This is a genomic window from Chelatococcus sp. YT9, assembly GCF_018398315.1.
Lineage (GTDB): Bacteria > Pseudomonadota > Alphaproteobacteria > Rhizobiales > Beijerinckiaceae > Chelatococcus.
In genome coordinates, this window is the sequence record NZ_JAHBRW010000001.1 from 2,565,436 (window position 1) to 2,586,254 (window position 20,819).

The following is a 20,819-nucleotide window of genomic DNA, read 5'->3' on the forward strand; positions in this document are numbered from 1 at the left end:
GGCCATGTCACAGGATAACCCCCTCCGTACTGTCGCTGTTGCCGTGCTCACGCCGCGGGAGGCGAAGCGCGAGCATGCGGATCTCCAGGGGGAGATCGCCGCCCACGATATCCGCTATCACCAGCAGGATGCCCCAACGATATCGGATGCGGAGTACGATGCGTTACGGCGGCGCTATGACGAGATCGAGGCACGTTTCCCGGCGCTGAAGACGGGTGACAGCCTTTCGGACAAGGTTGGCGCCGCCCCTTCGGAGAAATTCGCCAAGATCCGCCACCGCGTGCCGATGCTCTCGCTCGCCAATGGCTTTGCCGACGATGACGTGCGCGAATTCGTGGGCCGCATTCGCCGGTTCCTCGACCTGAAGGCCGATGCGGAGATCGCCCTCACGGCCGAACCCAAGATCGACGGGCTCTCCCTCAGCCTCCGCTACCAATCGGGACATCTCGTCAGCGCAGCGACGCGCGGTGACGGCGAGGTGGGGGAGGATGTGACGGCCAACGCGCGGACGGTCGACGACATCCCGCAGCGCCTTGATGCTGCCGATGTGCCTGACGTCATCGAAGTGCGCGGTGAAGTCTACATGCGCCACGCGGATTTCACGGCGTTGAACGAGCGCCAGACATTGGCGGGCAAACCCGTCTTCGCCAACCCGCGCAACGCCGCGGCCGGCTCGCTGCGCCAGCTGGATGCCTCAATTACCAAATCCCGTCCGCTCGCCTTCTTCGCCTATGCCTGGGGTGATCGGACTGCCCTGCCGGCGGACACCCAGATGGGCGTGATCGAGGCTTTCGGTCGCTGGGGCTTCCGCATCAACCCCTGGATGAAGCGCTGCGAGACGGTCGAGGATCTGATCGCCCACTATCACGCCATCGAGGCCGAGCGCGCCAATCTCGGCTATGACATCGACGGGGTCGTCTACAAGGTGGACAGTCTGGCGCTGCAGCAGCGCCTTGGCTTCGTGTCGCGGGCACCGCGGTGGGCGCTGGCACACAAATTCCCGGCCGAGCAGGCGATGACGAAACTCCTTGCGATTGAGATCCAGGTGGGACGCACAGGCGCGCTCACGCCGGTCGCGAAGCTCAAGCCTATCACGGTTGGCGGCGTGGTAGTCTCGAATGCAACCCTGCACAATGAGGATGAGATCGCCCGCAAGGACGTTCGGGTTGGGGACACCGTCGTCGTGCAGCGCGCCGGCGATGTCATTCCCCAGGTGGTATCGGTGGTGGCCGACAAGCGGCCGGCCGGCGCCGTGCCTTACGTCTTCCCGAAGACATGCCCAGTCTGCGGCAGCCATGCGGAACGTGAAATCAATCCGCGCACGGGACGCGAGGACGTGGTGCGGCGCTGCACAGGCGGCCTGACCTGTGCCGCGCAGGCGATGGAGCGCCTCAAGCATTTCGTCTCGCGCGATGCCTTCGACATCGATGGGCTCGGCGATAAGCAGATCGAGCTCTTCTATCGCGAGGGCATGATTCGTGCGCCGCAGGATATCTTCGCGCTGGAGACCCGCGACAAGGCGAATTTGCAGAAGCTCAGGGATCGCGAGGGCTTCGGGGAGACGAGCGTGCGCAACCTCTTCGCCTCAATCGAGGCGAGGCGGCATGTGCCGGTCAATCGCTTCATCTTCGCGCTCGGCATCCGCCACGTGGGAGAGACGACCGCTCGCCTGCTCGCCCGGCATTTCGGCTCTTTCGATGCGCTCCGCGAGACTGCGACCCGCGCCGCCGACCAGACGAGCGATGCGTGGGCCGAACTCACCGCCATCGACGGTATCGGCATCATCGTTGCCGAAGCGATCGTGCAGTTCTTCGCCGAGGAGCACAACCAGCTGACGCTCGATGCCATCCTGGCGGAGGTCACGCCGGAGCCGCTGGAAGCCGTGCAGAGCGACAGTCCGGTCGCAGGCAAGACGGTGGTGTTCACCGGTTCGCTGGAGCGCATGTCGCGCGACGAAGCAAAGGCCATGGCGGAGGGGCTTGGCGCCAAGGTAGCCGGCTCCGTCTCCAAAAAGACGGACCTCGTGGTGGCGGGGCCCGGTGCGGGCTCCAAGCTCACCAAAGCCAAGGAGTTCGACATCGAGGTGATCGACGAGGAGACCTGGCTCCGGCGTGTCGGGCGGTTGTGAGCCCCGGTTCGCCACCGCTCCGTACGTCCGCGAAACTTGATGTCGAGACGTGACAATGCCGCTCCGCTGTGATCATTGCATTGCAACGCCGCGCGCGGTCGATGTTCTTTGTGATTGGTACCCATGCTCGAAGGTCTTCCTCCCCACACTCCCACCCATGTGCTGCGCATCGAGACCGATGAGGCGTCGGCCCGGCGGCTGACGGATTTGCTCGGGGAGGTCTTCGATCCTGCGGAGACCGCCGTCGCTGCCTTCGAAATTGAGCCCGCAGATCCCAAGGAGGGGAACGCCGCGGCGCAGCCCTGGCTGCTGGAAGCCTATTTCTCGCGCGAGCCCGATGAGACGGCTATCCGCGATCTTCTGCGCCTCATCGTCGGGGAAAGGGCCGATACGGCTGTGTTTGATGCGGTTGCCGCCAAGGATTGGGTGAAGGCGAGCCTCGATGGCCTCAAGCCGGTGCGGGCAGGGCGTTTTCTCGTCCACGGCGGCCATGACCGTGACGTGGTGAAGACCAACGACATTGCGCTTGAAATCGAAGCAGCGCTGGCCTTCGGTACAGGCCACCACGGAACGACCCTCGGTTGCCTCATGGCACTCAAGGACGTGCTGAAGCAACGGCGGCCGCGTCATGTTCTCGATGTCGGCACCGGCACGGGCATCCTGGGAATCGCTGCCGCCAAGGCTCTCAAGACGCGGGTTATCGCCGGCGACATTGATCCCATCGCGGTCGAGGTAGCGCGGCGCAATGCGCAGCTCAACGCGGCGGCCGGCCATCTCCGTCTCTATGTCGCGCCTGGCGTGCGCCACGCCCTCGCGGGGCGGCCGGGGCGGTTCGACCTTGTCTTCGCCAATATCTTGGCACGGCCGCTCAGGCGCTTGGCGCCCTCCATCGCGGCGGTGCTGGCGCCCAACGGCTTGCTCGTGCTTTCCGGATTGTTGCCGGGCGATGTCCCCGGTGTGCTTTCGGCCTATGCAGCCCAGGGACTGCGCCTCATGCAGCAAAGCCAGCGCGACGGCTGGGCAACCCTGCGTCTGCGCAAGGGCGGTGCAGCCGCTCGCAAGCCGAGGCGCCCGACAGCAAAAGCCCGCCCCTGGCTTTGACCGGGCGGGCTCGCGAACAACCGTTCCGCTGCCTCGAAAGCTTCGAGGCTTTGGCAGGGACCGTTGGCTGATAGTCTTTAGATATTCGGATAGCGCTTTGCCATCTCGGCGCGCAGTTCCATCGCTTCATGAACGACGTCGTGCACTGCGGCGATGAAGCGTGCCACGCTGTTGAAGAGGGTCACCAGGATCATCTCAATGTTCCTTGCTGTGCTTCCCCTGCGGAATACCGTCATCGTGGAAGCGTCGACAACGGATCGAGGCCTTAGCCTCACCAAACATCAGTTCGCGGATTTTTCCGCCTTGTGCATCGCGACCAACTCGCGTGCCAATGAGGGATAGTGCTGTTCGAAATAGCGCTGGGCCTTCGCCATCTGCGCCGCCTCGATCTTCGCCCAAAGCCGCTCAATAAAACCGACAGCCTTCCGCGGCTTCTTCGCCGCTACGGCATAGCCGGACATTGCTACTTCTGCCATTGCCGCCTCCGGATCTGGACGGACATCGCCGTCCCTTCATGCATCGCAATATAGGGAATGCTGCATCTGCGAAGAAGATGGGTCAGCGCATATGACCTAACTTAGATATGCAATAAATGCAGGTCTCGTGCGGATCTTGCCTCTCGATGCACGCGAAATGCGCCCAGGGTGCATGTTTCCGTGTCAAAACGGGCAAAAACTGGCCTGTCGCGTTGCGGCGGCGTTAACCCGTCATTAGTCTTGATCGACACGTTCGCGGATGAATACGGTGGGATCTCAATGGCATCTTCTGTTTTCCAGAGCTTCGACAAGCCCACCTCGGCGTCAACCGGTGCTCCCCGTCTCGCAGCCCTGCGCGAGGAACTCGTCAGACGTGGTGTCGACGGCTTTGTGGTGCCACGGGCTGACCAGCATCAGGGGGAATATGTGCCCCCGAGCGATGACCGTCTTGCATGGCTGACCAGTTTCTCAGGCTCGGCGGGATATGCCGTGGTGCTGGTGAATGCGGCTGCGGTGCTTGTGGATGGCCGCTATACGCTGCAGGTGCGAGATGAAGTCGACTTAGACGTCTTCACACCGGTTGCGCTAGCGGAAACAAGCGTCGAAAGCTGGATCGAGGCCAATCTGCCGGCCGGGGGCCGGCTGGGCTACGATCCCTGGCTGCACACGGTGCCGCAGGCCGAGCGTCTGGCTGCCGCCGTGGATGCAGCTGGCGGGGAACTGGTGGCGCTGTCCCCGAATCCGTTAGACTTGGTGTGGAGCGATCGTCCGGCTGCACCCGCGTCACCGGTCGTCGTTCATCCGTCGGAGTTCGCGGGCGAGGCTGCGGATGCGAAAGTAGCCGCCGTGCAGGAGGCGCTCTCCAAGGCGCGTGTCGGCGCCCTTGTCATCAGTGATCCGCATAACCTTGCCTGGCTCTTCAACATCCGTGGCGGCGACGTCAGTCACACGCCCCTCGTTTTGGCCTACGCGCTCCTGCCGGCGCAGGGACGCGCGACTTTGTTCATCGAGCCTGGGCGTGTCGATCAAGAGGTTCGCGCCCATCTCGCTGGTGTCGCCGATATCGTCTCGCCGGCGGCCTTTAACGAAGCTCTCGCGGCGGTCGCGGCCAAGGGAGCGCCAGTACGCCTCGACGCTGCGACAGGTGCGATGGCGCTGAAACAGGCGATCGAGCAGGGTGGCGGCAGGGTGGATGTCGGCGCGGATCCCATCACGCGATTGAAAGCTGTTAAGAATGCCGTGGAGCAGCAAGGCAGCCGCAGCGCCCACCGCCGCGACGGCGTGGCCATGGCGCGGTTCCTCGCCTGGTTTGCCCGGGAGGCGCCCGGCGGCGCTCTCACAGAGATCGCCGCGGTCGAGGCGCTCGAGGAGTTCCGCCGCCAGACCAACGCTTTGATGGACATCTCTTTTCCCACGATCGCAGGGGCCGGACCGAACGCGGCGATGCCGCATTATCGGGTCACGAGGGCGTCTGACCGAAAGATCGAGCCGGGGATCTTCCTGGTCGATTCCGGCGGCCAGTACCGCGATGGCACCACTGACATCACCCGTACCGTGAGCGTCGGTGCGGTCACGGATGAGATGCGCGATCGGTTCACGCGCGTGCTCAAGGGACATATCGCGGTCGCAACCGCGATCTTTCCGAAGGGCACGTCAGGCGCGCAGCTCGACGCTCTGGCGCGCCTCTCCCTCTGGCAGGCGGGAACGGATTTCGACCATGGCACGGGCCATGGCGTCGGCTCCTACCTCTCGGTGCACGAAGGGCCGCAGCGCCTGTCGAAGCTGGGGACCGTGCCGCTGGAGCCCGGCATGATCCTGTCCAATGAGCCCGGTTACTACAAGGAGGGGGCCTACGGCATACGCATCGAGAATCTGATCCTTGTGGAGCCCCGTGAGGTGCCCGGCGGCGAGCGGCCGATGCTGGGATTCGAAACTCTCAGCTTCACGCCGATCGACCGCGCATTGATCGATCCGTCGCTCATGACGGACGATGAGATCGCGTGGCTTGATGCCTATCACGCGGATGTACTCGCCCATATCGGGCCGCTCGTGGATGGCGAGGCACTGCAGTGGCTGCAGGAGGCGACGCGGCCGCTCCAGTCCTGAGCGAGGCAAACAGAGGCTGCATCACGCGCAAAACTGCGGAGGTTTTGCGCGTGGGACGACGGGCGTTCAGCCGGCAATGGCCCGGAGGCCGACGACGGCGAGAACCCCGATGGCGACAGTGGCGAGGAGGGGAAGTCGCGTCGCGGACAGGGCGGCGATCGCCGCCGCAATGGTCTCCGGCCAGCCGGTCGCCAGCGCGCTGGGCGCGATCACCGCGACGAGCACCGCCGGCGGAATGGCGTCAAAAGCCGCTTTCGCTCGTCCCGAGAGCGTGAGCCGCCCCGCAAGCGCGATGCCGGCGATGCGCGTGAGATAGGTTACCCCCGCCATCGCGAGAATCGCCATGAGGGCGGAGCTGTCGATACTCATGGAACTGGCAATACTCATGGGCGGCTACTCATGGGCGGCTTCCTGACGGGCAGTCGAGCGGGGCGCCGGGATCGAGGTTGGACAAGGCGTCGGCGATGAGGCTGCGCTCGGCGGGATCCGCGACAAGATCTCTCGGCGCAGTGAGATAGGCCACCGTCAGCCCCACCATCGCTCCGATGACGATGTGCCAGGGGGCACCCAAGGCCACGTAGCTCAAGGTTGCCGTGACGCAGCTCGCAAGAACGGCCGAGAGCGCCGTGCGGCTTGTCGTGAACCCGGCGATGAGGCTTATCAGGAGCGCCGTGAAGGTGAAGTCCGCTCCGATCGCGCAGGGGTCGCCCAGGCAGTGGCCGAAGCGGGCGCCGATATAGGTGCCTGTACTCCAGACGATCGGGATGACGACAGCCAGTGAGAACCAGAAAGCCGGTGTTAGCGGGTGGCTCAGAACGCGCCTTTCCGAGAGCGCCCAGGCCTCGTCCGTCAGGAAGAAGAAGGCGATGAACCGCTGACGGGGGCTGAAGGCGTGGGTTTTCGGCGCGAGGGATAGACCCATCAGGACGTGCCGCGCGTTGATCAGGAAGGTGGAGAGCGCGATTGCCGCGACCGGCATCGGGTCCAGCCATAGGTCCATCGCCGCGATCTGGGCTCCGCCTGCGAACACCAGGATGGACATCAGGCCCGCCTCCAGCAGCGTCAAGCCTTTCGCGCTGGAAAGGGCGCCGAAGAGCAGGCCGACGGGCATGACAACGGCGGCAACGGGCGCCACAGCTTTGAGGCCGTCGCACCATTCACATCTGACCGCTCGATGCGCGAGGCGGTTGGCCGCAGGCCGGGTCGGGGCCCCCGTCATGGGCGTTCCGCCGGGTCGAGTATGCTGGCTAGACGCAAAATGTTGCAGGTATTCACGGTCCACGTTTTATTTTTATCTGAATAACGCATCAATTTTCTCCTCACTTCCATCCTGTTGCGAGAAAAAATTGCCCCTCCGGGGGGTGCGCGAAAGATAGTGAAATGCCCGTTCGGAACGATTAAAAAAATATTGGTGGTTGTGCTTAGAAGGCGTCAATTTGCGTATATGCGTGAGAGCCGAGATCTTTAGTCTAAGCGCTTTATTATTTATAATCATGTGAATATGGTTCTGTTATTGCTTTGAGCCTGCGTTGCAGGTCATCGAATTCGGCGTGGTCTCCTTGACATCCTCGGTCTCGGTCTCGGTCTCGGGCGCGGTCGCATAGGCTGCGGCAATGCCCGCCATCGCGCCCGCCGCCACGTGCCAGGGTGGACCGAGCGCGAGATAGGTGAGGGCGGCTGCGCCTCCGCTTGCGGCGATGGTGATCGCCGTCGTGCGCCCCCTCCAAAACCCCGCGATCAACCCGATGAAGAGCGCGGTGAATGCGAAATCGGCGCCGATGCTTCTGGGATCGCCGAGCAGTGAGCCGACTGCCGCGCCGACGAGCGTCGAGCCGACCCAGGCCGTGGGAAGCAGCGTTGCCAGGGCAAACCAATAGGCCGGGGTCAGGGGAGCGGCGACGGCGCGTCGCTCGGCGAGCGCCCACGTTTCGTCTGTGAGGAAATGGAACCCGAGGTACCGCTGGAGGGGCGAGAACAGCTGCGTCTTGGGTGTGAGCGAGGCGCCCATGAGCACATGCCGGGCATTGATCAGCAGGGTTGAGAAAACGAGGGCTGCTATAGGGACCGGCGCAGCCCAGAGTTCTATCGCGGCGAACTGGGAGCCGCCCGCAAAGACGAGCGCGGACATCAGCCCTGCCTCGGCGACGGTCAAACCCTTGGCGCTGCAAAGCGCGCCGAACAGAAGCCCGATCGGCACCGCGGCGATCGCCACCGGTATGATCGCGGCAAACCCCGCGCGCCATTCACGGTTGCGGGCATGGTGGTGTAACGGCGTGTGCTGTCCGCGGTCCAGCATGGGCAACCTCGAAGGTGCGAGGGAAGAACGTCAGAACATGTCGTGCTCAGGATACCGCTGCCCGGTAGGCGCCCGGGGTGATGCCAATGCGGGCCTTGAAGGCCCGGGTAAGATGGGCCTGGTCGCAGAAGCCCGTGGCTGCCGCCGCTTCGGCTGGCGTAGCGCCGCGCCGCAGGGCCTCTTGGGCGGCGATGACTCGCCGGTCGACAAGGAAGGCATGCGGTGTCATCCCGGTCTCCTGGCGAAAAGCGCTGATCAGACGATGGCGCGGCAACCCCGCTGCAGTCGCCAGATGGCTGAGCGAGAGATCATCAGCGTAGTGGTCCGCGATCAGGCGCCCGATCTGCGCGACCCGATCCGCCTCCCGTCCCCTCGTGGCCGGCGGCCTGATCTGCGCATGTCGCGCCAGGCAATGGGCATAGGCGCGATAGAGCAACTCCTCGCCGGCTTGGACGTCTGACTGCGCATCCATTGCGACATGGGCGGCCACAAAGAGCGCGACGCCAGCCGGATCGTGGACCACCGGTTCCGGAAAATAAGGCGTCGCTGTCACCTCTTTCTCGCTGATCTCGGCGGCGATCTGGCGCAACAGCTCGATGGACGGATAGCTCATCCGGTAGCAGTAGCCGTCCCCATGGGGGGCGCCGTCATGGACCTCGTTGGGGTTGACGAAGACGAAGTCTCCCGGTCCGGCATAGCCGCGCATGCCGCGGACGGTCCATGTCTCGCAGCCGGCGATGACGGAGCCTATAACGAAAGTGTCATGCGTGTGGGGTACGTAGCGATAGGTGCGGAACGTCGCAGTCAGGCAATCGAGCGCCGCGAAATTCGGACAGGCAAAGAAGCGTGTGCGCTCCCCCTGACTCAGGGCGAAGATGCCCATGGCTTCGTTGGTGGCTGACATGGGCCCGTGCTGCGTTGCGTTTCCTTCCACGCGCGAATTTTAACGCCGCAGATTTCTCTGTCTTGAAAAAAAGTTATGGCCGGCTCAGGCCCTGCCCGAACCGACCGCTGTTGCGCCGTTTCGCCGCCAACCTGGCGGCATCAGCTTATTTCCGGGTCTGTTGATCGCGGTCCTTGCCAGCGCCGGGCGCAGACTGCGGGTTGTGCTGGCCAGAGGAGCCAGACGCGCTCTGCGTGCCGCTGCTCTGCGTGTGACCCTTTGAAGGATGCATGTTCTTCTGCATGTCCTTCTGGCCCTGCTTGCCTTCATGTCCACCTTGGTTCGGCATGATCATCTCCTTATGATCCTATGCGTGACCCGATGTGCCGGCGAAACGTCGAGGGGATCTTTACCGTGTACTCCGCCCATCACCGGCGCCATTAAAATAGCTGGGGCGGAACTTTGTTCCGTGATTTATTTTAAGACTTGGAGTAGAAACACGCGAAAATGTAATGCGCCGGAAATATGTTTTAATGTTGGATTTTATGTGCTTGCGAATTTTCAAGCATAAAGCCTAGATTAAGTTTCCGCCGATCTGTAAAGATCAAGTTTCCCACCGCGCTATATTTTCCTTCGCTTCGTATGCCGGGTACCTGCGGGCCGCGATGGAGCGGCCCGTTGAAGGTCATCGCCGATGATGAAGCGTGGCGGCTCAGCCTTGTCTCTGGACGAAGCTGTCCAGCACCATCTTGCGACCGGCCTTGTCGAAATCGACGGTCAGCTTGTTGCCATCGACGGCCGCCACGGAGCCGGGCCCGAACTTGATGTGGAATACGCGGTCCGAGGGCGCGAATTCGGAAGCCGGTCCCGATGACTTGGCGACGAGCTCGCCCTCGATAAGCAGGCCGCCACGCCCGGGACCTGACGAGCTCCCGTAGCCGCCCCTCCCTTGCGCGAAGCCTCCGCGGCTGCCGCCACCTCCAAGTCCGCCCTTGTTCTGGGCGCGCTGCCAGCCCGGCGTGGCGTAGGACGATGAGAACGATTCCACGTCATCGAAGCGGCTTTTGCCGTAACCGCCGTAGGAGAAGGCGGCAGGGGCCTCGGTGACCTCCACATTGGCTTCAGGTAGCTCGTCAATGAAGCGGCTGGGGATCGTCGCGTTCCACAGGCCGTGGATTCGGCGGTTGGAGGCGAAATAGATCTTGGCGCGGCGCCGGGCACGCGTGATGCCGACATGGGCAAGGCGGCGCTCCTCTTCCAGCCCTGCGCGCCCGCTCTCGTCGAGGGCGCGCTGATTGGGAAACAACCCTTCTTCCCAGCCGGGCAGGAACACCGTGTCGAACTCAAGTCCTTTTGCCGCGTGGAGGGTCATCAGGCTGACGCGGTCTTCCGTGTCATTCTCGACGGCATCCATGACCAGCGAGACGTGTTCCAGAAAGCTCCGGAGGTCGGGAAATTCCTCAAGGCTGCGGACGAGCTCCTTGAGGTTCTCCAGCCGTCCAGCCGCTTCCGCGGACCGGTCCTTCTGCCACATCTCCGTATAACCGGACTCCTCCAGGATCATCTCGGCGAGTTCCGTCTGCGGCGTACTGTCGATCAGCGAACTCCAGCGCGAGAAAGCTGCCAGCAGCTCGCGCAGGGAGCTGCGCGGCTTCGGCTTCAGCTCCTCTGTCTCCACGATGAAGCGTGCCGCTTCCATCAGCGGGATCCGCGCTGCCCGGGCATGGGCATGGAGCACCTGCACGGTCGCATCGCCGAGGCCGCGCTTCGGCGTGTTCAGGATGCGTTCGAAGGCGAGATCGTCAGCAGGCTGGGCGACGCAGCGGAAATAGGCCAGCGCGTCGCGGATCTCCATGCGCTCATAAAAGCGCGGACCGCCGATCACGCGGTAGGGTAGCCCGAGTTGCACCAAGCGATCTTCAAGCTCGCGCATCTGTGCCGAAATGCGCACGAGGATGGCGATCTCCGAGAGATTGTGACCCTTTGCCTGCAAGGCCTCGATTTCCTCGCCGACAAGGCGCGCTTCCTCCTCCGAATCCCAGGCGCCGGTGATCGTCACCTTCTCGCCTGGCTCGTCGTCGGTGCGCAGCGTCTTGCCAAGCCGCCCTTCATTGTGGGCGATGAGATGCGAGGCCGCGGCAAGGATATGGGCGTGCGAGCGGTAGTTCCGCTCCAGTCGCACCACCACGGCTCCCGGAAAATCGTGCTCGAAGCGCAGGATGTTGTCGACCTCCGCGCCACGCCAGCCATAGATCGACTGGTCATCGTCACCGACACACGCGAGGTTGCGCTGGCCAGGCTCGCGCCCCTGGGCGAGCAGCCGGAGCCAGAGATATTGCGCGACGTTGGTGTCCTGATATTCGTCCACCAGCATGTAGCGGAAGCGCTTCTGATACTGGGCGAGGACGTCCGGATGCTCGCGGAACAGCCGGATGGTCTCGGTCAGGAGATCCCCGAAATCCGCGGCGTTCAGGATCTTCAGACGTTCCTGATAGTGACGGTAGAGGTCAGTGCCGCGGCCATTCGCGAAGGCGGCGCCCTCGCCGTGTGGCACCTGGTCAGGGCCGAGCGCGCGGTTCTTCCAGCCATCGATGAGACTCGCAAGCTGGCGCGCCGGCCAGCGCTTCTCATCGAGATTGGCGGCTTGGATCACCTGCTTCAGGAGGCGGATCTGGTCATCCACGTCGAGAATGGTGAAATCGCTGCGAAGGCCGACGAGTTCGGCATGGCGGCGCAGGATCTTGGTGGAGATGGCGTGGAAGGTGCCGAGCCAGGGCATTCCCTCGGCGGCCGGGCCGACCAGCAGGCCGACACGCGCCTTCATCTCCCGCGCCGCCTTGTTGGTGAAGGTGACGGCGAGGATGTCGGAAGGCCGCGCCCGGCCCGTCGCGATGAGATGGGCGATCCGCGTGGTCAGCACCCTCGTTTTGCCCGTGCCGGCGCCGGCGAGCACCAGCACCGGCCCCTCCGTGGTCTCCACCGCGAGGCGCTGCTCCTGGTTGAGGCCAGCAAGATAGGCGGCGGGTGCGGCCTGCGCCCGGGCGCGCTCGCTGAGGCTCCCGCCGCGCGGCGCGAGACGTGTGTCGTCCGGCCTGCCGTCAAGCTGAGGATGGGTTCTATTGATGCCTTGATTCATATGGCGACCTTGGACCAAAACGCGAACGGCGTCGAGAGCGCCATTGAGCTCGTATCCGGCAGCGGAACTTCGATCGCCAGAACGAGCGCGCTAGCGGCCAAGCTCTGAAGTCATCGCGACAATAACAAGAAACGAAGGTCGCCACGCTGCGGGCTCAGACACTCGATCTGTGTAGTCAAGTCATGAACGACAATTTTCGCGCGAGATCCAGCCGTAAAGCACGATACATGGATATATGTTCGAGCCTCGTCAACCTGGCGAGGCTCATAGGCCTTTGTGGAGCCGTCGCAATCTGGTGCCACACAGTTCATTTCAACGCTGCACAGGCGGAAGATGCGGATCGGAGCGAGTTCGAACGCGATTTCCGGAGGCAGAATGAAATCATTATGAAGCATATGCAGAACGCGCTCGACCGGCAGAAGCAGCAACAGAGCGGGCACCGCCAGATCGAGCGGGAGTTCAGACGATCGCTCGACCGGGGCATGCACTGACGCCTGTGCGGCCGATCTTGACGCCAGACGGGAAGCGCTCCCCACAGCCTTCAACCAATCAACATGCCCTTGGTGGCGGTGGCGTCGGCCACCATATGTAATAACGTCCGCCCCGTGTGGGGTAGAGGATAGATGGAGGCGGGGCAAGATGTGGCAGAGATCGGTTGAAGAGGTGGCGGTCACACCCGGTCAGCGGCTTCTCAGACTTACTGCAGGGGCGTTCCTGACGCTGGTGGCAACGCTCTCGTTTGCTTATGCCCAAAACGATGCGCAATTCCAGCGCGAGTACCAGCGACAGAACCGCGCCATCGAGCGTCAGTTGCAGGACAACAGTCAGCAACAGCTCCAGCAGCAGCAGATGAACCAGATTCGCAACCAGCAGATGCGGCAGCAGCTGACACCTCCGCCCTATGTACCGCCGCCGCCGGTTCAGAATTTCCGCAGATAGGCCGCTCTGCCCTTCAGCCGCGAGAACAACGAAAGGCTGTTTCGGGAGCCGATACCTTGTTTTCGTTTCGACACCGTCCGCAAGCGCAGCTAAAAGGGCCCTTGACCATGCCGCGGCTGCGCCTCGAATGTCGCGGGTGAGGCAAGATGAAGGGGTCGATCGAGATGTTGCAAGCCGCGCCAACCGCCACTCGTCCTTCTCCGGATGCGGTCGCAGCCGTGATCAAGGTGCTGGCCGCCGACTTCGGGTCGCGGCTGGTGACGAGCCATGCGGTCCGCGAGCAGCACAGCAACACGTTGACCTGGGTACAGAGCCAGCCCCCGGATGCCGTCGTGTTCCCCGAGACGACTGAGGACGTGGTGGCGATCGTGAAGCTCTGCGCCGAGCATCGGGTACCGGTCATTCCCTTCGGGACGGGCACGTCGTTCGAGGGGCATGTGAACGCGCCGCTTGGCGGGATCTCGGTCGATACCAGTCTGATGAAGAAGGTCATCGCGGTCCACGCGGAGGATCTCAGCTGCGTGGTCGAACCCGGTGTCACGCGCAAGGAGCTCAACGACTTCCTCCGCGATCAGGGCCTGTTCTTCCCGATCGACCCCGGTGCGGACGCCTCCATCGGCGGTATGACCGCGACGCGTGCCTCCGGCACCAATGCCGTGCGCTACGGCACGATGAAGGACAATGTTCTGTCCTTGACTGTGGTCACGCCCGAGGGGGAGGTCGTCAAGACTGCGAGCCGGGCGAAGAAATCCTCCGCCGGCTATGACCTGACGCGCCTCTTCGTCGGGTCAGAGGGCACCCTCGGCATCATCACATCCATCACCCTCAAGCTGCATGGCATTCCTGAGGCTGTATCCGCCGGCATCTGCCCGTTTCCCTCGGTCCACGCGGCCTGCGATGCCACTATCCTCACCATCCAGACGGGTTTGCCGGTCGCTCGGATCGAGCTTCTGGACCAGACCATGGTGCGGGCGGTGAACCTGCACTCGAAGCTTGGCTTGCCGGAGAGTCCGTTGCTGTTGCTGGAGTTTCACGGCACGGAGGCGAGCGTGCGCGAGCAAGCGGAGCGCTTTGGCGAAATCGCCGAGGACCTCGGGGGCGGGCCCTTCATCTGGGAGACCAAGGCGGAAGATCGCTCCCGGCTCTGGCAGGCGCGCCATGACGCCTACTGGGCGACCCTCGCCCTCCGGCCGGGCGCGCGGCCAGTGCCCACCGACGTTTGCGTGCCGATCTCGCAGCTTGCCGATTGTGTCGAAGAGACTCGGGCTGATATTGCTGAGATCGGGCTGATCGCGCCGATCGTTGGCCATGTTGGCGACGGTAACTTCCATGTCCAGCCGCTTGTGAACACCGATGATCCGGCCGAGATCGAAGTGTTGGAGGCATTTCTGAAGCGCCTCGTGATGCGCGCGCTGGCCATGGGCGGCACCTGTACCGGCGAGCACGGGGTCGGTCAGAAGAAGATGCACTATCTCGAGGCGGAGCATGGCGCGCCGGCGCTTGATCTGATGGCGCGAATCAAGCGGGCGATCGATCCGCTCAACATCATGAATCCCGGCAAGATCGTCGACGTTTAATGCGCAGATGCCCTCGAAATGCCAATCGGGGGCGCTATGGTGTGGCAAGTTGTGCCGCAAGATGTGTTCGCTGCACGGTGTGTGGGTACCGGCGCGGCGACTCACGGCGCAGCTCATACCGTTTTGGCCAAAATACTTGGTGTCCCTCGCCATTTTTTGACGGGAACCCGTTACTATAGGTCTGACCGTGGTGGCCGCCTGGCCGCGTTCTCTCGCAACCGACTGCCCATGACCGACTGATCCCATGAGTCTAGAAGCGTGCGCGATATCCTAACGATCATCGCTGGCCTGATTGTCCTCGTGCTCTGCGCGGCTCTCGCGGTTCCCTATTTCATCGATTGGGACGCGCGACGCGGGGACGTCGAGTTGGCGCTGTCGCGCGCGCTTGGGCTCCCGGTCATAACGCAAGGGGACATAAACCTGAGGCTCTTGCCTTCGCCGCGGGTGGTGTTGGGCCGGGTCACCATTGGTGCGCCGGCGGCGGGGCGGCCGGGTATCACGGCCAACGCGCTGTCGGTGGAGTTGGAAACGGCCGCATTGCTGTCGGGCGCGGTCCGGGTTGTCGAAGCACGGCTCGAGCGACCGGTGGTCACCGCCGTGGTGGGCGACGACGGACGTATCATGCTCCCCGAGCTCAACAACTCGATCCCAATGCCGATCACCGCTTTCGGGATCGAGAAGCTCGTCGTGGAAGCGGGGCAGCTGCGTCTGATCGAGGCCGAGGGCGGCGTCCGCGATATCGGACCGATCAGCGGCGAGATTCAGGCTACGGCGCTAGCCGGTCCATGGCGGATCGCCGGGCGCGTAGGGAACGTGCCGCTGCGCCTTTCCACCGGCACGATCGACGCCGAGGGGCGCCTGCGTGTCAAAGGCGCCATTGGCGAGCTGACCTCGCCGCATCTCGACATTGATGGCGATCTCCTCCTCGCCGCAAGCACAACCGCAAAAGGCGGTTCACGCGTATTCGCGCCCGGATTCAATGGCCGGCTTGGCGCGGTGATACCCTTACCGCCGGCCGAGATGGTGCGTGCCGATAGCGCGCAGGACGCAGCCCAACAGCCGCCCGCACTGATGGTCACAGCGACAGTGACGACGGTGGGGCGCCGTCTGAAAGCGGAAACCGTCGAAGTCACCAACGCAGCCGGTGGCTCCGGCCTGGCGCTGGGAGGTGCCGGGGAGCTCGATTTCGGGCGGAGCGGCCCGTCATTGTCAATGGCTCTGACGTCACGCCGCCTGGAGATCGCGCAAGGCACCGATCTCGCGGTACGCACCGGCGAGATCGGGGAGCGTCTTGTCTCGATCCTGCCTTCGCTGAAGGCGTCCATCGGTGTCCAGGCCGCGAGCTTCGCCATTGCGGGTGAGGAAATTGGGCCGCTCGATCTCGTCGTCGGCCGCGAGGGCGGCAAGGCTACGATCGAGCGCTTGCATCTCGCCGGGGCGGGGGACGCGCGGCTGGAGGCGTCCGGCACCGTCGACTTTGGTGCGGAGACGGCCTTTTTGGGGCGTGTGCAGTTCGGCATCAAGGAGCCGGCGCGCCTCGCCCTGTCTCTTGGCCGCATTGGTTTTCCCAGGCCGCTGATGGAGGCAATCGCTGCGCTGCCGGCATCGCGCGGCGTCGCCGATCTCTCCCTGTCCTCGGCGGTACTCGCCGCGCGCAACATCCGCTTCACCGCGGGCGATGCGACGTTGTCCGGGTTGTTCCGCTATACGCCACCGACGGGAGCGGAGCGCGCCCGGTTTGACGCGCAACTCGCCGGCAAAGGGCTTAATCTCGCGAATATGCCCCTGCTGGACGCCGGCATGGGTGGGTTGACAGATGCGGACCTCGGCCTGTCGATCGATCTTGAGGCACCTCGCTTCGGGACGATTGCTTCCCCGAGCGGACGACTGAAAGCCAGAATCACGCGTGATGCCGAAGCCTTGACGATCGCCAGCGCCGAGATGACGAACGTCGACGGCGCGAATATGAAGCTCGCGGGCCGCATCGGCCGCGATGGCGGGCAAATCGATGGAAGCTTGTCGGCTCCGCGGCCGGCCGTCATCGCGGCGCTTGCTTCGCGTTTCCTACCGCCGTCCTTCAACGAAACATTGCAGCGGATCGCGCCACTGGCCGCCCCGCTGACGCTTGCCCTGAGAGCCGAGAGGCGGGATGCGCAAGGGCCTGTGGTCGCGACCCTTGAAGGGCAGGGCGGCGGTACGGCGTTCCGGACGGCTCTCAGTCTGCCTGCGCCTGGAGCGGATCAGGCTGCGCAAGCTGGCGAAGCTAGCATCCGCATGGATCTTACGGCTCGCGATGGTGTCGATCTGCTGCGGCAGCTTGGCGTCGATGTCGTACCCCTTCCCGGCACGGGCGAAGGGCGACTCGTCTTGGACGCCAAGGGTCGGACCCTCGCCGATCTCGCCGGCACGGCGGAGCTGCGGGTGGCAGGCGCGACGCTCTCGGTTGCCGGAGGCCTCGGTGGACCTGTTCAGCCCGGTGGACCTGTTCAGCCCGGTGGGATGCCACCGCTTGCGCAGGGCAAAGTGAAGCTCGCGACGAGCGACCTCGCAGCTTTGGCGCAGGTGCTTGCGCGATCATTTCCGGGCCTTCAGCCAGGGACGGCCGCGCATCTCGAGGCGGACGGCCGCCTGTCCCAGGAGGGTGTGGTCTTTACCGGCCTTAAGGGCGACGTCGGGGGCGCCGCCGTTGAGGGTCGCCTCGCCATCAACGAGGCTGGCCAGATCGACGGCGCGCTGAAGGTGCCGCAATTAAGGTTCGCGGATCTCGCCGCGCTGGCATTGGGGCCGGTACCTCCACCTGGGAAGGGGCAGATCTGGCCGTCACAGCGCTTCGTTCAGGCGATGCCGCCGGTGTTCGGCAAGTTGGAACTCGGCTTTGGCCGGCTAGACGTCGTTGACGGCGTTGCGCTGGCGGAGGGCAAGCTTGTTCTTGATCTCACGTCCGATGCCATCGCCCTCCGTGATCTTAGCGGGCGTTTCGGCAATGGTTCCGTGCTCGCCAATGTGAAGCTCCAGCGGCAGGGCAGCCTTGCTGCGCTGACCGGCAATGTGGCGCTCAAGGATGTGGAGGCGGCCGCGATCCTGGGCAAGGGCGTTGGAGGGCGGCTTTCCGGCCGCATGGAAGCGGGAAGCTCGGGGGAGAGCGTCGCGGCCCTGGTCGCCAACATGTCCGGTGGGGGCGAGCTGCGTAGCGTCGGCTCGTCTATAGCGCGGCTCGATCCTGCCGGGATGGGGCGGGGTATCGGCAAGCTCATGGCGCAGGATCCGATCCGCGCGGAAGCGACCGTGGTCCGCGACACCGTCGCGCGCGAGCTCGATGCATCGAACTGGCCGCTCTCCGAAGCGGTGATGCCTCTCACGCTGGCGGGCGGAACATTGCGCTTCGGGCCGGTCACGATCGAGGATCGAAACGTGCAGTTGCGGCTCGCGGGCTCCGTGGAACTTGGACCGCTCACCTTGGACGCGCGCGGTTTGATGGTATCGAGACAGCTGCCGGCCGGCTGGAGCGGTGCCGCTCCCGAAATCGCCGTGTCATGGCGGGGGCCCCTGACCGCTCCCAGCCGCAGCGTTGAGGCTGCCGCGCTCGCCAATGGACTTGCCGTCATCGCGCTCGCGCGCGAGCTCGACCGGATCGACAAGCTGGAAGCGGACGCAAAGGAGCGGGCCGAGCGGATCCGCCAGCTTCGTCTGGAACGAGAGCGCTTGGCGGCGGAGAAGCGGGCGGCCGAGCAGCAAGACGGCCAGGAACGCAATAGCCCGGATGGTGGCGGCTCGGACCCGGCGACAACCGGGGGCACAAACAACCTCCCGTTGCAGGCGCCGCTGCCGCCCGCCGTGCCGCCCGTGCCGGTCTCACCGCGTTCGGAGCTTCCGACGATCGTGCCTTCCTTCGTGGGTGACGAGGACACGGCAATCGGTCGGGGAGAAGGAGAGGCACAGGAACGCGCCTCGCTGAGCAGCCATGGTGTTCGACCAGTCCAGCCTGTCCGTGTTCCAACAAACCCCGCTGCGGTAGGCATGTCCATGACAACGGGCACGCAACCCCTGGCGCGGCCCCGGACAACCGCGCCGCTCGACCTTACCCCGCCGGGTTCTGCTCCCTTGCGGTAAGGGAGTTCTCAGTTCACGGAGCGCTTGCGATAGTGCTCCAGGATCGTGACCCGAATGGCCGAGGACAAATTATTACCGGCGCGGCCCGCATCGATCGCCGCGATGAATTCCGCGATAGGCTGCTTGTTTTCTGCGGCAATTTCCTTCAGCGCTTCCCAGAATGGCTCTTCGAGCGAAACGCTGGTGCGATGGCCTGCGATGACGACTGATCGCTTCGCGACCAGGTTAGGCCCCGCGGCGGATTTCTGATTGGTAGCCATCATGATGTGGGTTCGCCATCGGCGCTCCCTTCAACGCGGGGCGGCCGCTCCAGGCGATGGCCGTCGAGCTGGCGCTTGTCGCGTTCGTCCTGAACGTCCCGAGCCCGGCGCAGAGCTGTTGGCTCTCCGAACCGGGCGCGGTTAGTGTTTGCTTCTGCCTCGCGCTCAGCGCGAAGCTTAGCTTTGCGCGCCTGCCTGAGATTGACGATCTCCGCCATAGTAGCCCCGTCACGCGGTGGTCGGCATTCGTAGCCGGCTCACACTCTTCTCCGGGCGGCATCATATCGCAACTTGCGGCTTTCTGGAGGCAGCGTCGTAAGTGGTAAATCCCTTATCCTAATGAGGACTCAACATGTCCTGCGGCCGGACGATGGCGTCGAATTCCTCGGCGGTCACAGCGCCCGATTTAAGGGCTTCCTCGCGCAGGGTGGTACCATTGTGATGAGCTGCCTTGGCGATGGACGCCGCCTTGTCGTAGCCCACTTTCGGCGCCAGCGCCGTCACCAGCATCAGCGAGCGCTGCATGAGTTCATCGATGCGGGTGGTATTCGCCTCAATCCCAACCACACAGTTGTCGGCGAAGCTCACGGCTGCGTCCGCCAATAGCCGGACCGACTGCAGGAACGCGTAGCCGATCACGGGCTTGAACACGTTGAGCTCAAGATGGCCCTGGGAACCCGCGACAGAAATCGTGGTTTCATTGCCCAGCACCTGGGCGGCGACCATGGTGATGGCCTCGCATTGGGTGGGATTGACCTTCCCCGGCATGATCGAGGAGCCGGGCTCGTTTTCCGGCAGTGACAATTCGCCGAGACCGGAACGTGGCCCGGAACCGAGCAGCCGAATGTCGTTCGCGATCTTGTTAAGCCCCGCAGCAACGCTCGTCAGGGCGCCATGGGCGAAGACCATCGCGTCGTGCGTCGCGAGCGCCTCGAACTTGTTCGGCGCCGTGACGAAAGGTAGGCCGGTCAGTTCCGCGACCTTGGCGGCGAACCCTTCGGCGAATTGGGGATGGGCGTTGAGGCCCGTGCCCACCGCCGTTCCGCCCTGCGCCAGACGATAGAGATCCTCCAGCGTCTTGTTCACGCGGGCGATGCCGTATTCGACCTGCGTGGCGTATCCTGAGAATTCCTGCCCGAGCGTGACCGGCGTCGCGTCCTGCAGATGCGTGCGACCGATCTTGACGATGTCCTTGAAGGCTTCGGCCTTGTCGTTGAGCGCCTTATGGAGATGGGCGAGGGCCGGAAGGAGATGCGCGGTGATAGAGCGAGCCGCGGCGATGTGCATCGCGGTGGGGAATGAATCGTTCGATGACTGGCCGCGGTTCACATGATCATTGGGGTGCACCGGCTTCTTCGAGCCGAGCTCACCGCCGAGGATCTCGCTGGCGCGGTTGCCGATCACCTCGTTGGCATTCATGTTCGACTGCGTGCCGGACCCGGTCTGCCATACGACGAGCGGGAAATGGTCGTCGAACTTGCCGTCCATCACCTCTGTGGCGGCTGTGGCAATGGCATCCGCAAGCTTGGGGTCTAGAGCACCGAGGTCCTTATTCACCAGCGCCGCGGCACGCTTCACCAGCGCGAGGGCATGAACGAGTGGAAGGGGCAGGCGTTCGCCGCCGATGCGGAAATTCTGCAGAGAGCGCTGGGTCTGCGCACCCCAATAGCGGTCCGCGTCAACATCGATCGGGCCAAAGGAATCAGTTTCGCTGCGGGTCTTGGACATCAAGCGCTCCCTGTCACGGTTCCGCGCAGGCCATATAAGCCTTGAGCCGAGGAGTCGAGAGGCAGGCGCAGGAGAAATG

The 20,819-nt window shown here is 64.1% G+C and carries 16 protein-coding genes; 6 read left to right on the plus strand and 10 right to left on the minus strand.

Features of this window, described 5'->3' with window-relative positions:
- Positions 1-4: 4 nt before the first annotated feature.
- Positions 5-2,128 carry an NAD-dependent DNA ligase LigA gene (gene ligA, locus KIO76_RS11720; protein WP_213323444.1) on the plus strand — a complete coding sequence of 708 codons (2,124 nt, stop codon included), beginning with the start codon at positions 5-7 and terminating at the stop codon, positions 2,126-2,128.
- A gap of 123 nt (positions 2,129-2,251) precedes the next feature.
- Positions 2,252-3,229 (plus strand): 50S ribosomal protein L11 methyltransferase, encoded by a 978-nt coding sequence (locus tag KIO76_RS11725; protein WP_213323445.1) that lies wholly within the window; start codon positions 2,252-2,254, stop codon positions 3,227-3,229.
- Between the two features lie 281 nt (positions 3,230-3,510).
- On the opposite strand, the gene KIO76_RS11730 is transcribed toward KIO76_RS11725, so the two are convergent.
- Positions 3,511-3,705, minus strand: a complete 195-nt coding sequence (locus tag KIO76_RS11730; protein ID WP_213323446.1) for a hypothetical protein — start codon at positions 3,703-3,705, stop codon at positions 3,511-3,513.
- A 279-nt stretch (positions 3,706-3,984) separates the two neighbouring features.
- On the opposite strand from KIO76_RS11730, the gene KIO76_RS11735 reads away from it, so the two are divergent.
- Positions 3,985-5,811 (plus strand): aminopeptidase P family protein, encoded by a 1,827-nt coding sequence (locus tag KIO76_RS11735; protein WP_213323447.1) that lies wholly within the window; start codon positions 3,985-3,987, stop codon positions 5,809-5,811.
- 66 nt (positions 5,812-5,877) lie between these two features.
- Here the strand turns inward: KIO76_RS11735 and KIO76_RS11740 are convergent, their stop codons facing one another.
- The 6 genes from KIO76_RS11740 to KIO76_RS11765 all read right to left on the minus strand — a co-directional run bounded on the left by KIO76_RS11740 (position 5,878) and on the right by KIO76_RS11765 (position 12,126).
- Positions 5,878-6,180, minus strand: coding sequence for an AzlD family protein (locus KIO76_RS11740; RefSeq protein WP_213325226.1), 303 nt, complete (start codon positions 6,178-6,180; stop codon positions 5,878-5,880).
- Positions 6,181-6,208: 28 nt separating this feature from the next.
- Entirely contained in the window at positions 6,209-7,030 is an 822-nt protein-coding gene (locus KIO76_RS11745; protein ID WP_213323448.1) for an AzlC family ABC transporter permease, read from the minus strand.
- 291 nt (positions 7,031-7,321) lie between these two features.
- Complete coding sequence (locus KIO76_RS11750) at positions 7,322-8,107, minus strand: AzlC family ABC transporter permease (RefSeq protein WP_213323449.1); 786 nt, start codon at positions 8,105-8,107, stop codon at positions 7,322-7,324.
- 46 nt (positions 8,108-8,153) lie between these two features.
- The gene (locus KIO76_RS11755) at positions 8,154-9,011 is read right to left on the minus strand and encodes an AraC family transcriptional regulator (protein WP_213323450.1); all 858 of its coding nucleotides are present in this window, start codon (positions 9,009-9,011) and stop codon (positions 8,154-8,156) included.
- 145 nt (positions 9,012-9,156) lie between these two features.
- The gene (locus KIO76_RS11760; RefSeq protein WP_213323451.1) at positions 9,157-9,345 is read right to left on the minus strand and encodes a hypothetical protein; all 189 of its coding nucleotides are present in this window, start codon (positions 9,343-9,345) and stop codon (positions 9,157-9,159) included.
- A gap of 357 nt (positions 9,346-9,702) precedes the next feature.
- Entirely contained in the window at positions 9,703-12,126 is a 2,424-nt protein-coding gene (locus KIO76_RS11765; RefSeq protein WP_213323452.1) for an ATP-dependent helicase, read from the minus strand.
- A gap of 639 nt (positions 12,127-12,765) precedes the next feature.
- Here KIO76_RS11765 and KIO76_RS11770 point away from each other — a divergent pair.
- From KIO76_RS11770 to KIO76_RS31590, 3 genes are all read left to right on the plus strand, one after another.
- Positions 12,766-13,065: a hypothetical protein gene (locus KIO76_RS11770; RefSeq protein WP_213323453.1), complete on the plus strand. Its 300-nt coding sequence runs from the start codon at positions 12,766-12,768 to the stop codon at positions 13,063-13,065.
- Positions 13,066-13,211: 146 nt separating this feature from the next.
- Positions 13,212-14,642, plus strand: coding sequence for an FAD-binding oxidoreductase (locus tag KIO76_RS11775; protein WP_249729575.1), 1,431 nt, complete (start codon positions 13,212-13,214; stop codon positions 14,640-14,642).
- 258 nt (positions 14,643-14,900) lie between these two features.
- Positions 14,901-18,752 carry an AsmA family protein gene (locus KIO76_RS31590; protein WP_213323454.1) on the plus strand — a complete coding sequence of 1,284 codons (3,852 nt, stop codon included), beginning with the start codon at positions 14,901-14,903 and terminating at the stop codon, positions 18,750-18,752.
- Positions 18,753-18,760: 8 nt separating this feature from the next.
- Here the strand turns inward: KIO76_RS31590 and KIO76_RS11785 are convergent, their stop codons facing one another.
- The 3 genes from KIO76_RS11785 to fumC form a co-directional block, all read right to left on the minus strand.
- Complete coding sequence (locus KIO76_RS11785) at positions 18,761-19,015, minus strand: ribbon-helix-helix domain-containing protein (protein WP_349629378.1); 255 nt, start codon at positions 19,013-19,015, stop codon at positions 18,761-18,763.
- Positions 19,012-19,230 carry a DUF4169 family protein gene (locus tag KIO76_RS11790; protein WP_213323455.1) on the minus strand — a complete coding sequence of 73 codons (219 nt, stop codon included), beginning with the start codon at positions 19,228-19,230 and terminating at the stop codon, positions 19,012-19,014. Before KIO76_RS11790 ends, KIO76_RS11785 begins: the two co-directional genes overlap by 4 nt.
- Positions 19,231-19,348: 118 nt before the next feature.
- Entirely contained in the window at positions 19,349-20,740 is a 1,392-nt protein-coding gene (gene fumC / locus KIO76_RS11795) for a class II fumarate hydratase (protein WP_213323456.1), read from the minus strand.
- Positions 20,741-20,819 lie beyond the last annotated feature (79 nt).